This is a genomic window from Pseudomonadales bacterium (assembly GCA_024234615.1).
Taxonomy (GTDB): Bacteria; Pseudomonadota; Gammaproteobacteria; order Pseudomonadales; family IMCC2047; genus JAJFKB01.
In genome coordinates, this window is record JACKNY010000001.1 from 654,024 (window position 1) to 667,187 (window position 13,164).

Here is a 13,164-nt window from a genome sequence, read left to right on the forward strand (position 1 = left end):
AGATTCGATAGTGAAAATTCGTTCTCAAATAGGAATGGTATTAAACCTCGATAAATGTATCGGCTGTCATACCTGTTCTATTACCTGTAAAAACGTGTGGACCTCTCGCGAAGGGATGGAATACGCCTGGTTTAATAACGTTGAAACCAAACCCGGTATCGGTTACCCGAAAGAGTGGGAAAACCAGGACAAATGGAATGGTGGCTGGGTACGCAATAAAGACGGTTCTATTAATCCGAAAATTGGTGGTAAATACCGCGTGTTGGCGAATATATTCGCTAACCCTGACTTGCCTGAAATTGATGATTATTACGAACCCTTTGATTTTGATTATCAGAACCTGCATACCGCACCAGAGCAAAAGCATCAGCCGGTCGCTCGTCCACGCTCGCTGATTTCCGGTAAGCGTATGCAGAAGATCGAGTGGGGTCCGAACTGGGAAGAAATCCTGGGTACGGAGTTTTCCAAACGCAGCAAAGATAAGAACTTTGATAATATCCAGAAGGAAATTTACGGCCAGTTCGAAAATACCTTCATGATGTATCTGCCACGCTTATGTGAGCACTGTCTGAACCCGGCTTGTGTGGCGTCCTGCCCCAGTGGTGCGATTTACAAGCGTGAAGAAGACGGTATCGTGCTGATCGACCAGGAGAAGTGTCGCGGTTGGCGTATGTGTATTTCCGGTTGCCCCTACAAGAAAATCTATTTCAACTGGAAGTCAGGTAAATCTGAAAAATGTATTTTCTGCTACCCGCGCATCGAATCTGGTATGCCGACGGTTTGTTCGGAAACCTGTGTAGGTCGCATCCGTTATTTGGGTGTGCTGCTTTATGATGCGGATCGTATCAAAGAAGTGGCGAGCGCACCTGCGGAGCAGGATCTCTACGAAAAGCAGTTGGAAATTTTCCTTGATCCGTTTGATCCGGAAGTTATCAAACAAGCAAGAGCTGATGGTATTCCCGATTCCGTGATGGATGCCGCACGCCAATCACCAGTCTACAAAATGGCGGTGGATTGGAAGTTAGCATTACCACTGCACCCGGAATATCGCACCTTGCCAATGGTTTGGTACGTTCCACCACTGTCACCGATTCAGCATGCTGCAGATGCGGGCCATGTCGGCATGAACGGTATTATTCCGGATGTGGATTCCTTGCGTATCCCGGTGAGATATCTGGCTAACCTGCTAACGGCGGGTGACGAAAAGCCCGTCAAATTGGCACTCAAGCGATTGCTGGCAATGCGAGCCTACAAGCGTGCACAAATTGTTGAACACGCTGATGATCAGGCGGTGTTGGAAGAAGTTGGCTTAACCAGTTTGCAAGTTGAAGAGATGTATCGCTACCTGGCAATTGCCAACTATGAAGATCGTTATGTCATTCCTTCGGCACACCGTGAAGATGCATTGGTTGAAGCCTACGCAGAACGCGGTGGCTGTGGCTTTACCTTCGGTAACGGCTGCTCGACAGGTAAGAGTGATATCAACATGTTTGGCGCCGCTAAAGCCAATCGACGCGATATTATCGATACCGTTCAGGTCTGGGAGTAATACAGCATGCAGATATTAAAAGTTATCTCAAGGCTGATGAGCTATCCCAGTGCGGACTTGCTGGCTCATGCCGATGAGCTGACGGCGGCGATAGCAACGGCGAAAGAAATTTCGCCGTCAATGCGCAGCCAACTCAATGAGCTGGTGGCATTTCTGTGCGGACAAGAACTGATGGATGCACAGGAATGCTACGTCGGTCTGTTTGATCGTGGCCGGGCATTATCGCTGTTGTTATTCGAACACGTTCATGGGGAATCGCGGGATCGTGGTCAAGCCATGGTTGATCTCATGGGGTTGTATCAAGAGCAAGGGTTCAATATCAGCGTTAAGGAACTACCGGATTACATTCCACTATATCTGGAGTTTTTAGCCCAAGGCGATGAGATGGATGCCCGCGAAGGTTTGGCGGATGTTCATCATATTCTGGCGATGCTGAGTGCAAGGTTGCAGGAAAGAGAAAGTCCGTACCACTGTCTGTTTGATGCACTACTGATGATTGCTGGTGTGAAGCTCGACCTCCAGCCAATGCTGGAAAAGGCGGCGAATGAATCGAGAGATGATACGCCGGAGGCCTTGGATAAAGTTTGGGAGGAGGAAGCCATTACCTTTGGTATGGGTGACAATCAACAGCCTTGCCCATCCCAGAATCCACGGCCTTTTGCAGCCAAAGAGAATCTTGCGGAGCCGGTGCATTGGGTTAAGGACGCCTCGCAGCGGCCTAACACAAGCACCCATCCATTGTAATTTGCCAGTAGATGTTGGAGATAAGCTATGAGTTACTTTAATACATTATTATTCGGTCTCTATCCGTATATAGCGCTGCTGGTCTGCTTGGTCGGTAGCTGGATACGCTTTGACCGTGAGCAGTACACCTGGAAGGCGGGTTCGAGCCAGATGCTAAACAACAAAAACTTTCGTCTTGCCAATAACCTGTTTCATGTCGGTGTGATATTCGTACTGATGGGGCACTTCGTTGGTTTGTTGACGCCTGAATCTGTTTATCACTATGTGATCTCTACGCCAGCGAAACAAATGTTGGCGATGATATCCGGTGGCGTATTCGGTTTTCTGGCGTTGATCGGTATGACTATGCTGATCAAGCGACGTTTAACAGATGATCGCGTACGTGCCAATAGTAGCAAATCAGACATTATGATTTTGCTTCTGCTTTATGCCCAGCTGATACTGGGGCTTTGTACAATTATTGCGTCAAGTCAACACATGGACGGTTCCGTGATGTTACTGTTGGGCACTTGGGCACAGAGTGTTGTTACCTTCCAGCCGGTTGAAGCAGCAGCAGCGATAGCTAACGTGCATATCATCTATAAGTTACACGTGTTACTTGGCTTAACGCTCTTTGTCGTCTTTCCATTTACGCGGATGGTTCACGTCATCAGTGCACCAATCTGGTACTTGGGACGTAATTACCAACTGGTAAGACAAAAAGTATTTTAGAACTGTTTTAGCGTTTAATGTCGGATCTGACCAACTAGTCGGTCGTTCCGGTGGAATAAAACAGAAGCCCCGCGGTTAAAGCTGCGGGGTTTTTTAAGGTGAAGACTATGTCAAATTCTGCATTGAATACACAGGCGATAGAAAAGGATTTGCCAAATATTATCGTCAACGGCGCAACCATTTCAAAAGAAACATTAGCGTTGGAATTACAGTATCACCCTGCTGCAAGCGCGGAAGAAGCAATTACTAAAGCGGCTCAAGCCCTGATCATTCAGGAGTTATTTGTGCAGGAAGCCGTAGCACAAGGGTTGGACCAGGAACTCAAACCATTTGAGAGTGAAACCAAGAGCGAAGCATTGATACGCTCTTTGATTGAAGCCGAAGTTGAAGCGCCGCAAACGGATGAAATCAGCTGTCGCCGCTATTTTGAACAAAACCGGGAGCGCTTTCGTAGCCCTGATCTTGTTGAGGCGTGTCATATTTTACTGGCTGCTGATCCGCAGGACCCGCAAGCACGTGATTCTGCTAAAATTCAAGCTGAAGAATTATTGGCCGTTTTACAGCAGGATTCCAGTCAGTTCACGGCCTTGGTCAAGCAGTATTCGGATTGTCCCTCGAAAGAAACGGATGGCAACTTGGGACAGCTCAGTAAAGGTCAAACAACACCAGAATTTGAACGCCAGCTGTTTATGCTCGATCCCGGGTTGGCCGCTCATGTAATCGAATCCCGTTATGGTTATCATGTGGTCCGGGTAGACCGTAAAATCTCTGGTGATCCACTGCCTTTTGAGCAAGTGAGAGAAAAAATAGTGAGTTATCTAACCGAGCAGGGTAACCGGCGGGCAGTGCGGCAGTATATCCATGGCTTGATGGAAAAGGCGACTATCGAAGGTATTGATATCGACGAAATCAATTCACCGTTGACGCATTGAAGCACACAGTACAAGAACACCGGAGTGAAATATGCACCCCTTCATACAAAAAATAGTAGAACCTCTGGTTAGCCAGTCGGCTCGGGTTTGCCCCTTTTTGATCCAAAAGGTCAGTCTCGAAAAAGTCTTGTCTCAAGTGTTCGCACTAGAGATTGCAGAGGGTGACTTAGACTGCCTGGAAGGCCGTTGGCTTAAAGTCTATGTGAAGGATATGCAGATTGGTTGGCGCATTACACTGAGCGGTAATAGGGTAGAGGTGGAGCGAGTGGAGGGCGAGGCAGATGTCACTATCAGCGGCAATGCTAGAGAATTTGCTCTGTTGGTGAGCCGCCAGGAAGATCCGGATACCTTATTTTTTCAACGTCGGTTGACCATTGAAGGGGATACTGAGTTGGGCCTGGAAGTAAAAAATATCCTCGATGCGCTGGATCATGAAAACCTACCTTTTCCACTAAAACAGCTGCTAGATTCGGTGTCTCACGTCAGTCGCTTTATCTACGCCGCCTAAGGGTCCTTGGTGATGGAATTAGTATGTCCTGCTGGTAGTTTGCCAGCCTTACGAGTTGCTGTTGATAGTGGTGCTGATGCTGTCTACATGGGATTTAAAGACGACACCAACGCCCGGCATTTCGCCGGTTTGAACTTTAATGATCGCAAAGCCCGGCAAGCACTGGATTATGCCATTGATCGCAAGGTCAAAGTCTTTGTTGCGATCAATACTTACGCGCAACCCAAAGGTTGGAAGCGATGGCAGGAAGCAGTGGATCGCGCCTATGATCTGGGCGTGAATGCACTGATCGTCGCTGACATGGGGGTTTTGGAATATGCCTGTAATACGTATCCGGACTTAGCACTCCACCTGTCGGTACAGGGCTCGGCCACAAACCATGAAGCATTGAAGTTTTATCATAAAAATTTTGGTATCCGTCGTGCAGTATTGCCTCGAGTATTGTCCTTAGCGCAGGTGAAGTTGGCGGCGGAGAAAAGTCCGGTTGATCTGGAAGTCTTTGGTTTTGGCAGCCTATGTATTATGGCAGAGGGCCGCTGTTATCTTTCCTCCTATGTCACCGACGAATCACCCAATACCTGCGGCGCCTGTTCGCCCGCGAAGGCGGTGCGTTGGGAAGAAACCGCAGAGGGTAGAGAGTCGCGCCTCAATGACGTGCTGATCGATCGTTATCGAGAAGGCGAAAATGCTGGCTATCCGACCCTTTGTAAGGGGCGCTTCAAAGTGGATGACCATGTATACAATGCCTTGGAAGAACCGACCAGTCTGAATACCATTCGTTTAATCCCAGAATTAAGTGCGGCGGGTATTAAGGCAATTAAACTGGAAGGACGGCAACGCAGCCCAGCCTATGTCGAACAAATTGTGCGGGTTTGGCGGGAAGCCTTGGATGCCTATGCAATTGAAAGAGATAATTTTACTCCGCGTAGTGAGTGGATGGACAGCTTATCCAAGGTCTCGGAAGGAACCCAGACTACTCTGGGTGCGTACAGCCGGCCTTGGCAATAAACTGAAATTGGTCGGTTCGGCTAGGCCGGACAGTTCAACACATTTGGAGATAATTAACCCGTGAAAATTTCCGTTGGCCCCATTCTTTACTATTGGCCAAAACAACAGGTATTGGATTTTTATCAACGCCTGCTGGATAGTTCCGTCGATATTATCTATCTGGGCGAAGCGGTTTGCTCGAAGCGGCATGAACTGCGCATCGAAGACTGGATTGAACTTGCGGTTAAATTAAATGAGTCTGGTAAGCAAGTTGTGTTATCTACCTTGGCTTTGATTGAAGCTCGCTCCGAATTGTCCGGTTTACAAAAAATATGCAGCAATAACGCCGGAATTCTGGTGGAAGCGAATGACATGGCGGCCGTACAAATGCTGAGCGAAAAGGGGTTGCCTTTTGTCAGCGGCTCTTCAATTAATATTTATAACGCCCATACCTTAAAAATTCTTCAGCAACAGGGTATGCAGCGTTGGGTAATGCCTGTTGAGCTGAATCGAGAAACGCTGAGCGATATTCTTACTGAAGCAAAGGCGATGGGGTATTTAGATCAGATTGAGACAGAGGTATTCGCCTATGGCAAATTGCCCTTGGCTTATTCCGCACGGTGCTTTACGGCGCGGATGAAGAACCTGCCTAAGGACGATTGCCGATATAGCTGTATCGATTATCCCGATGGTGTGGTGATGGAAACCCAGGAAGATCAAGAGTTATTTACTTTGAACGGTATTCAAACTCAGTCCGGCTATTGCTATAACCTGTTGCCACAACTCCCTGAAATGATCAATTTGGGTGTGGATGTGGTACGTATCAGTCCGCAATTTGAGGGTACTGAGCAAGTCGTTCAACAGTTCCGAAACAGCCTTGATAAAGGCAAAGTAGATACTGGCCTAATTGCCCGACAGCACTGCAATGGCTATTGGTTTGGTCAGTCGGGCATGAGCACTGTACAGGACGGGTAGTTCTCGTTATCGCCGTAACAAAGAATTTTAGCTTTAAATTAATGGGCCTTGTTATAATGTTTGGCTCAAAGTATTTGTTGAGGAAGAATTGAAACATGGGACATGCGCAAGAAAACGCCAAATTTGTACCTCTGAATATTGCCGTGCTTACGGTTTCTGATACCCGCACCGAAGAGACCGATAGCTCCGGTCATACGTTGGTAGTGCGACTCCAGCAGACCGGGCATAAACTCCAGACAAAAGCCATTGTTAAGGATGATGTTTACCAGCTACGTTCCGTCCTGTCACAGTGGATTGCGGACAGCCAAATTCATGTGGTCTTAGTCACAGGTGGTACCGGATTTACTGCACGTGACAGCACGCCAGAGGCCGTGAAACCTCTGTTTGATAAAACGGTGGAGGGTTACGGTGAACTGTTTCGCCAAATTTCTGCGCAGGACATTGGCAGCTCCACTGTACAATCCAGAGCCTTGGCTGGTATTGCTAACAACACGGTTATTTTCTGTATGCCGGGGTCTCCCAATGCCTGTAAGACAGCTTGGGATGGCATCATCAAAGAGCAACTGGATGCGCGTCATCGACCCTGTAATTTTGTCGCCATGGTGTTGGCGAAGGTTGCAACGGAGGCCCCGGTAATTACCGCTTGCGAGACTCGCTCATGAGTAGTTGCAGCGGTTGCGATGCAACACCAGCCGGAGGGAAGTCTGAACTCATGCCGATGGAGCAGGCACTAGAACAACTCTTAGCCGCAGCGCCAAAACAAACCAAGTCCATGAAGGTTCGGTTGGAAGATGCCCTGGGCTTGATCTTGGCCGAAGATCAGATTTCGGCGGTCAATGTTCCTCCTGCTGACAATAGTGCAATGGATGGCTATGCGATAAACATCGCCAGCCTGTCGAAGGGCGGTTGCCTGCCTGTGGTGCAAAGGATTCCAGCTGGTGCTGTTCCGCAGCCATTAGCGCAGGGGGGGGCCGCAAGAATTTTTACCGGTGCAGAAGTTCCGCAAGGTGCGAATGCTGTGGTGATGCAAGAAGAGTGTACTCTCGACGGGGAACAAGTAATTTTTCCTGAAAATGTAAAACCGGGACAAAATATCCGGCCCAAGGGCGATGATATAACAGTGGGTGATTTAATCGTCTCAGCGGGGGCTAAACTTACACCACAGTTATTGAGTTTGCTGGCCTCGATAGGTATTGCCGAAGTCAGTGTCGTTAAACCACTGCGTATCGCCATTCTCTCCACTGGCGATGAGCTGGTTGAACCCGGCAATCCTTTGGGGACGGGACAAATCTACAATTCCAACCGTTATGCCTTGGGCGGCTTAGTCAAGTCGCTCGGCATGGAAGTTCTGGATATGGGGATCGTTGGCGATACCCGTGAAGAGACTGAGACGGCACTACGTAAGGCAGCGACCGAAGCAGATTGTATTGTAACCACTGGTGGCGTGTCGGTCGGTGAAGAGGATCACGTCAAGCCGATCGTTGAAAAACTAGGACAGTTACACCTGTGGAAGATCTCGATTAAACCGGGTAAACCACTCGCCTTCGGTGAGGTGCTGGGTACTCCAATTATTGGATTGCCAGGAAACCCGGTATCTGCCTTCGTTACTTTTGTACTGTTGGGTCGACCCTTCCTGCTGAAGTATCAGGGAGCGAGTGATTTGTTACCGCAAGAGATGACGATGACAGCGGATTTTGAAATCACCAAAACCTCTAATCGCAAGCAGTATTTGCGAGCTCAGGTAAAGAATAATGATCAAGGTGAATCGCTGGTGTCGGTGTTTGATAATCAGAGTTCTGGTGTGATGTCATCGACTTGCTGGGCGAATGGTTTCGCTATTGTACCACCAGGCGCAACGGTCAAGCGTGGTGACCGGATTAAATTTTTACATTACGCTGAGTTGTTGCGCTAGTCGTAAGCAGCTAAATTATTTTCGAATAAGCCGTAGTTGTGCTTTGCTTAGGCAGATAAGCATCAAAGACCATACAGATACTGCGTATCAGCAAACGGCCGGTGGGGGATACTCTAATCCTGTCGCCTTCAATATAAATAAGCTCATCCTCAGCGAATTCTTTTAGTCGCTCGTTTTCATCTGCGAAATACTGGTCAAAATCGATATCGAATTGGTCGGAAATCTGTTTTTTATCCAGTTCGAAATGACAGATCAGAGTCATAATGACCTCACCACGGATTTGATCGTCACGGCTCGCTTCTAGGCCTTTGACGATAGGCATTTTACCCGCGTCAATCTCCTTGATGTAGGTTTCCATATTGGGGCTGTTCTGGAATATGTAAGGGCCAATATGACTAATGGAAGAAACGCCCATTGCGACTAAGTCACAGTTTTTGTGGGTGGTGTAACCCTGAAAGTTACGGTGCAGTTGGCCCTGTTGCTGGGCGATGGCTAGCTCATCAGTCGGTTTGGCGAAATGATCCATGCCAATATAGACATACCCCGCTTCTTCAAGTTGGGAGATGGTATTTTGTAGTATGGCTAGTTTAACCTCAGGTGTAGGTAAGTCTTCTTCCTTGAGGCGACGTTGCGATGTAAAGCGCTCTGGCAAGTGTGCATAATTGAATACGGATAACCTGTCGGGAGACAGTTCGATAATACGCGCGACTGTTTTTTCAAAGCTCTTGGCCGTTTGCAATGGCAGGCCATAAATCAAATCCATATTAATGGATTTAAATTTTATATGTCGCGCGCGCTCAACCAAGTCCTCGACCATTGCTATCGGTTGTATGCGGTTCACCGCTTTTTGCACTTTCGGATCAATATCCTGAACACCCAGGCTAATACGATTGAAGCCTTCGTAACGTAACAAGTGCAATTTCTGCTTAGTACATTCGCGCGGGTCAATCTCTATAGAATAATCACCGCAATCATTGTCTAGTAGGTTGAAAAACGCACGTAAATGCGTCATCAGGTTATGAATTTCATCCTGATTAAGAAAGGTCGGTGTGCCGCCACCCCAATGTAGCTGTTCCACCATACGTTTTCGTTCGAAACTTAGTCCCTTGATTTCGATTTCCTGGTAAAGTCTAGCTAAATAAGGTGCGGCTTTATCATGACGTTTAGTCACAATTTTATTACAGGCGCAGTAGTAACAAAGGTGCGCACAAAAAGGAATGTGTAAATACAGAGAAAGTGGTTGCTCACTCGTGGCTATCCTGGCGAGGGAACACTGCATTTTTTCAATGTCGAGAGCACCCGAGAACTGCAAAGCAGTTGGGTAAGATGTGTAGCGAGGTCCAGAATAGTTGTATTTTTGAATTAAACGACTATCCCAAACAGTTTGGCCACATTGCTTCATTGATACTACCAGTTGGAAAGGTGTAGGGAAGATAATAGGGTAATGGCTGAATTAACTAATGACCTAAATCAAGATTTAGCGATAAGGGATTGAGGTAATAATTCATGTCGTTTTAAGGCCGGTGTCAGGGGCTGAGAATGAGCATCAACACAGAGTAAAGTCTATGAATTTGAAAAATCAGCAAGAATTGAATGGGCCATCCTCTTGGGTTGTGCAACATGCGGCACAGGTTCCGTCTGGGATGGTATTGGATTTGGCCTGCGGTGGAGGTCGTCACGGACGTCTTTTCTTAGGTTTAGGGTACAGGGTAACTTTTTTAGATCGGGATGTTTCAAGGGTCGCCGATTTAGGCGTGAATAAAGATGCTAAAATTCTGGAGTATGACCTAGAAAACGGGGCGCCCTGGCCGTTCGAGAGTGACCAGTTTTCCGGTATTATCGTGGTTAATTACTTACACCGACCGCTTCTAGCTAGGTTAGAAGAGTCCCTTAAAAAAGGTGGAGTGTTAATATATCGAACCTTTGCTCAGGGTAATGAGCGCTATGGTCGGCCTGCCAATCCAGATTTCTTACTCGCACCGGGCGAACTGAGAGCTTTTTTTGGGCAATCAATGGAAGTGATTGATTTTCAAGAAGGATTTTTAGAAAATCCTGATCGCGTTGTGCAATCCATCTGCGCAATTAAACACTAATGCGTATTGATGTTGAGCTATCCAGGCAAGCGCTTCATCTGTCGAGTTCGGTTTATATTAAAGTTACAGGCTCATAATAACCTACTAATTTAATCGGATATATACTTGACTAAAATGGTTGGTTTTAACATAATAAGCTCATGATTTAATAAGAGGCAGTGAGAGATTTGTTATGCGCTTAACCACCAAGGGCAGATATGCCGTAACAGCAATGCTTGACTTGGCTTTGCATAGCACCCAAGGGCCAGTTAGTTTGGCTGATATTTCGGGGCGGCAGGATATTTCTCTGTCCTATTTGGAGCAGCTCTTTGCAAAACTACGTAAGCGGGAGTTAGTGCAAAGTGTACGTGGCCCTGGTGGTGGCTATCAGTTAACGCGTGAAGGCAATGCTATTAGTGTTGCTGAGGTGGTGGATGCGGTCAACGAGTCGGTAGATGCAACACTTTGTCGAGGCGACAACGACTGTCAGCATGGTAGTGAGTGTTTAACCCACCATTTATGGAGTGATTTGAGCCGCCAAATTCATGATTTTTTAAGTAAAATCAGCCTCGGTGATTTAGTGCGGCGGAATGAGGTGCGGGCTGTGGCGAAACGTCAGGCCATTGATATTCAAAGATCAAATCAAAGACAGTCTGCGGATTTGATTGATATAGAGGCAAGCCTTTAAGTAGAGCAGTGTTGTCTAAATGTGTGAATGAAGCGACTGAGTTTGGAGTTATATTAATGCAATTACCTATTTATTTGGATTATTCCGCAACAACACCGGTGGATCATCGGGTTGCGAAAAAGATGATTGAGTGCCTGGAGTTGGAGGGTAATTTTGGCAACCCGGCGTCGCGTTCTCATGTCTTCGGCTGGAAAGCTGAGGCGGCGGTGGAGAATGCCCGCAAGCAGGTGGCTGAACTGATTAATGCCGATCCACGGGAGATTGTCTGGACCTCTGGTGCAACCGAATCAGATAATTTAGCTATCAAAGGTGTCGCGCATTTTTATGGCAAAAAAGGCAAGCACATCATCACCTCGAAAGTTGAACATAAAGCGGTGCTGGATACTTGTCGACAGTTGGAGCGAGAAGGTTTCGAAATTACTTATTTGACGCCAGACGCACAGGGTATTATCGAACCGCAGAAAGTAGCAGAGGCAATGCGCGATGATACAATTCTGGTTTCGTTAATGCATGTAAACAATGAAATTGGTGTGATCACTGATATCGCGGCAATTGGAGAAATTACGCGCAGTAAAGGTGTCATTTTTCATGTCGATGCCGCACAAAGCGCCGGTAAAGTGGAAATTGATCTGGAACGTATTAAAGTCGATCTGATGTCTTTCTCAGGACATAAAATATACGGCCCCAAAGGTATTGGTGCCTTGTATGTCAGACGTAAGCCACGTGTGCGTATTGAAGCACAAATGCATGGTGGTGGGCATGAGCGCGGTATGCGCTCGGGTACGCTAGCGACTCATCAGATTGTGGGTATGGGCGAAGCCTTCCGAATTGCCAAGGAAGAAATGGCGGAAGATAATGCGCGCATTTTAAAATTGAAAAACAAATTGTGGGATAGTTTTTCCGATATGGAAGAAGTTTATCTTAATGGTGATGCTAATCAGCGCTTACCTGGTATTCTCAATGTGAGTTTTAATTTTGTCGAAGGTGAGTCGTTGATGATGGCGTTAAAGGATTTGGCGGTATCTTCGGGTTCGGCTTGTACGTCGGCAAGCCTCGAGCCTTCTTACGTATTACGCGCCCTGGGCTTAAGTGATGAAATGGCGCATAGTTCGATTCGTTTCTCGATCGGTCGTTTTACCACCGAAGCAGAAGTGGATTATGTGATTGGCCACGTGCGTGAGGCCGTGGAAAAACTGCGGTCGCTTTCTCCTTTGTGGGAAATGCACCTAGATGGAATTGATTTATCAACTGTCCAGTGGGCTGCGCACTAAGCCAGCTAAAGACAGTATTGAGAGGTTAGGAAAATGGCATACAGTGATAAAGTATTAGAACATTATGAAAATCCACGTAACGTTGGCATTTTGGATAAAGATGCGGATGATGTGGGTACCGGTATGGTCGGAGCGCCAGCCTGCGGCGACGTGATGCGTTTGCAGATTCAGGTGGGTGACGACGATATCATCCAAGACGCCAAGTTTAAAACCTATGGTTGTGGTTCTGCAATTGCGTCTAGCTCGTTGCTGACTGAATGGGTTAAAGGTAAAACCCTGGATCAAGCGACCCAGATTAAAAATACGGATATTGCCCAGGAGCTGGCGTTACCTCCTGTTAAAATCCATTGTTCGGTGTTAGCGGAGGACGCCATCAAGGCGGCCATTTCTGACCTGAGGCGAAAGCGAGAAACTAAATCCTGAGGTATCTCGCTGCACTCAGGCAGATTAAAATTGAATCAACCCAAAGTTGCTAGGAATTTATATGGCGATAACAGTATCTGAAGCGGCGGCAGCGCACGTTTCGCGACAACTTAATCAGCGTGGTACAGGTATTGGTATTCGCGTGGGTGTGCGTACTAGTGGTTGTTCCGGGTTAGCCTATGTGCTGGAGTTTGTTGATGAAGTGGCAGAGGACGACCGAGTGTTCGAAGGACACGGAGTCAAGGTCATTGTTGATGCAAAAAGCTTGGCCTATTTGGATGGCACCGAGCTGGATTTTGTCAAAGAAGGGCTTAATGAAGGCTTTAAATTCACTAATCCCAATGTCAGTAGCCAATGCGGCTGTGGTGAGAGTTTTAATATCTAGGTATACA

Annotated in this window: 15 protein-coding genes; 14 read left to right on the forward strand and 1 reads right to left on the reverse strand. The window is 47.2% G+C overall.

All coding sequences use genetic code 11. The annotated features are described in order from the left end of the window. Positions 1-10: 10 nt before the first annotated feature. The 9 genes from narH (at position 11) to H6995_03145 (ending at position 8,318) form a co-directional block, all read left to right on the forward strand. Entirely contained in the window at positions 11-1,549 is a 1,539-nt protein-coding gene (gene narH / locus H6995_03105; GenBank protein MCP5213979.1) for a nitrate reductase subunit beta, read from the forward strand. A gap of 6 nt (positions 1,550-1,555) precedes the next feature. Further along, positions 1,556-2,293 carry a nitrate reductase molybdenum cofactor assembly chaperone gene (narJ, locus tag H6995_03110; protein MCP5213980.1) on the forward strand — a complete coding sequence of 246 codons (738 nt, stop codon included), beginning with the start codon at positions 1,556-1,558 and terminating at the stop codon, positions 2,291-2,293. Between the two features lie 27 nt (positions 2,294-2,320). Next, on the forward strand, positions 2,321-3,004 hold the full coding sequence (narI, locus tag H6995_03115) for a respiratory nitrate reductase subunit gamma (protein ID MCP5213981.1): 684 nt from the start codon (positions 2,321-2,323) through the stop codon (positions 3,002-3,004). A gap of 107 nt (positions 3,005-3,111) precedes the next feature. Further along, on the forward strand, positions 3,112-3,936 hold the full coding sequence (locus H6995_03120) for a peptidylprolyl isomerase (GenBank protein MCP5213982.1): 825 nt from the start codon (positions 3,112-3,114) through the stop codon (positions 3,934-3,936). A 31-nt stretch (positions 3,937-3,967) separates the two neighbouring features. Further along, entirely contained in the window at positions 3,968-4,444 is a 477-nt protein-coding gene (locus H6995_03125) for an SCP2 sterol-binding domain-containing protein (protein ID MCP5213983.1), read from the forward strand. A 12-nt stretch (positions 4,445-4,456) separates the two neighbouring features. After that, complete coding sequence (locus H6995_03130) at positions 4,457-5,452, forward strand: U32 family peptidase (protein ID MCP5213984.1); 996 nt, start codon at positions 4,457-4,459, stop codon at positions 5,450-5,452. A gap of 60 nt (positions 5,453-5,512) precedes the next feature. Continuing rightward, positions 5,513-6,406 carry a U32 family peptidase gene (locus H6995_03135; protein ID MCP5213985.1) on the forward strand — a complete coding sequence of 298 codons (894 nt, stop codon included), beginning with the start codon at positions 5,513-5,515 and terminating at the stop codon, positions 6,404-6,406. A 95-nt stretch (positions 6,407-6,501) separates the two neighbouring features. Next, on the forward strand, positions 6,502-7,068 hold the full coding sequence (gene moaB / locus H6995_03140; GenBank protein ID MCP5213986.1) for a molybdenum cofactor biosynthesis protein B: 567 nt from the start codon (positions 6,502-6,504) through the stop codon (positions 7,066-7,068). Next, a complete protein-coding gene (locus H6995_03145; protein MCP5213987.1) occupies positions 7,065-8,318 on the forward strand; it encodes a molybdopterin molybdotransferase MoeA in 1,254 nt (417 codons plus the stop codon). The genes moaB and H6995_03145 overlap by 4 nt, the downstream gene beginning before the upstream one ends. A 10-nt stretch (positions 8,319-8,328) precedes the next feature. On the opposite strand, the gene hemN is transcribed toward H6995_03145, so the two are convergent. Then, positions 8,329-9,720 (reverse strand): oxygen-independent coproporphyrinogen III oxidase, encoded by a 1,392-nt coding sequence (gene hemN / locus H6995_03150; GenBank protein ID MCP5213988.1) that lies wholly within the window; start codon positions 9,718-9,720, stop codon positions 8,329-8,331. A gap of 163 nt (positions 9,721-9,883) precedes the next feature. On the opposite strand from hemN, the gene H6995_03155 reads away from it, so the two are divergent. The 5 genes from H6995_03155 (at position 9,884) to iscA (ending at position 13,157) form a co-directional block, all read left to right on the forward strand. Then, entirely contained in the window at positions 9,884-10,411 is a 528-nt protein-coding gene (locus H6995_03155) for a class I SAM-dependent methyltransferase (GenBank protein ID MCP5213989.1), read from the forward strand. Between the two features lie 172 nt (positions 10,412-10,583). Continuing rightward, complete coding sequence (gene iscR, locus H6995_03160) at positions 10,584-11,078, forward strand: Fe-S cluster assembly transcriptional regulator IscR (GenBank protein MCP5213990.1); 495 nt, start codon at positions 10,584-10,586, stop codon at positions 11,076-11,078. 56 nt (positions 11,079-11,134) lie between these two features. Next, a complete protein-coding gene (locus H6995_03165; protein ID MCP5213991.1) occupies positions 11,135-12,349 on the forward strand; it encodes an IscS subfamily cysteine desulfurase in 1,215 nt (404 codons plus the stop codon). A 33-nt stretch (positions 12,350-12,382) separates the two neighbouring features. Then, positions 12,383-12,772 (forward strand): Fe-S cluster assembly scaffold IscU, encoded by a 390-nt coding sequence (gene iscU / locus H6995_03170; protein MCP5213992.1) that lies wholly within the window; start codon positions 12,383-12,385, stop codon positions 12,770-12,772. A 61-nt stretch (positions 12,773-12,833) separates the two neighbouring features. Beyond that, positions 12,834-13,157, forward strand: a complete 324-nt coding sequence (iscA, locus tag H6995_03175; protein MCP5213993.1) for an iron-sulfur cluster assembly protein IscA — start codon at positions 12,834-12,836, stop codon at positions 13,155-13,157. The last annotated feature ends 7 nt before the right edge of the window (positions 13,158-13,164 follow it).

What these genes read in the sequence shown, in the direction of transcription:
- narJ (MCP5213980.1), top strand. Translation starts at nt 1,556, where the DNA reads ATGCAGATATTAAAAGTTATCTCAAGGCTGATGAGCTATCCCAGTGCG.
- narI (MCP5213981.1), top strand. Translation starts at nt 2,321, where the DNA reads ATGAGTTACTTTAATACATTATTATTCGGTCTCTATCCGTATATAGCG.
- H6995_03120 (MCP5213982.1), top strand. Translation starts at nt 3,112, where the DNA reads ATGTCAAATTCTGCATTGAATACACAGGCGATAGAAAAGGATTTGCCA.
- H6995_03125 (MCP5213983.1), top strand. Translation starts at nt 3,968, where the DNA reads ATGCACCCCTTCATACAAAAAATAGTAGAACCTCTGGTTAGCCAGTCG.
- H6995_03130 (MCP5213984.1), top strand. Translation starts at nt 4,457, where the DNA reads ATGGAATTAGTATGTCCTGCTGGTAGTTTGCCAGCCTTACGAGTTGCT.
- moaB (MCP5213986.1), top strand. Translation starts at nt 6,502, where the DNA reads ATGGGACATGCGCAAGAAAACGCCAAATTTGTACCTCTGAATATTGCC.
- H6995_03145 (MCP5213987.1), top strand. Translation starts at nt 7,065, where the DNA reads ATGAGTAGTTGCAGCGGTTGCGATGCAACACCAGCCGGAGGGAAGTCT.
- hemN (MCP5213988.1), bottom strand. Translation starts at nt 9,720, where the DNA reads ATGAAGCAATGTGGCCAAACTGTTTGGGATAGTCGTTTAATTCAAAAA.
- H6995_03155 (MCP5213989.1), top strand. Translation starts at nt 9,884, where the DNA reads ATGAATTTGAAAAATCAGCAAGAATTGAATGGGCCATCCTCTTGGGTT.
- iscR (MCP5213990.1), top strand. Translation starts at nt 10,584, where the DNA reads ATGCGCTTAACCACCAAGGGCAGATATGCCGTAACAGCAATGCTTGAC.
- H6995_03165 (MCP5213991.1), top strand. Translation starts at nt 11,135, where the DNA reads ATGCAATTACCTATTTATTTGGATTATTCCGCAACAACACCGGTGGAT.
- iscU (MCP5213992.1), top strand. Translation starts at nt 12,383, where the DNA reads ATGGCATACAGTGATAAAGTATTAGAACATTATGAAAATCCACGTAAC.
- iscA (MCP5213993.1), top strand. Translation starts at nt 12,834, where the DNA reads ATGGCGATAACAGTATCTGAAGCGGCGGCAGCGCACGTTTCGCGACAA.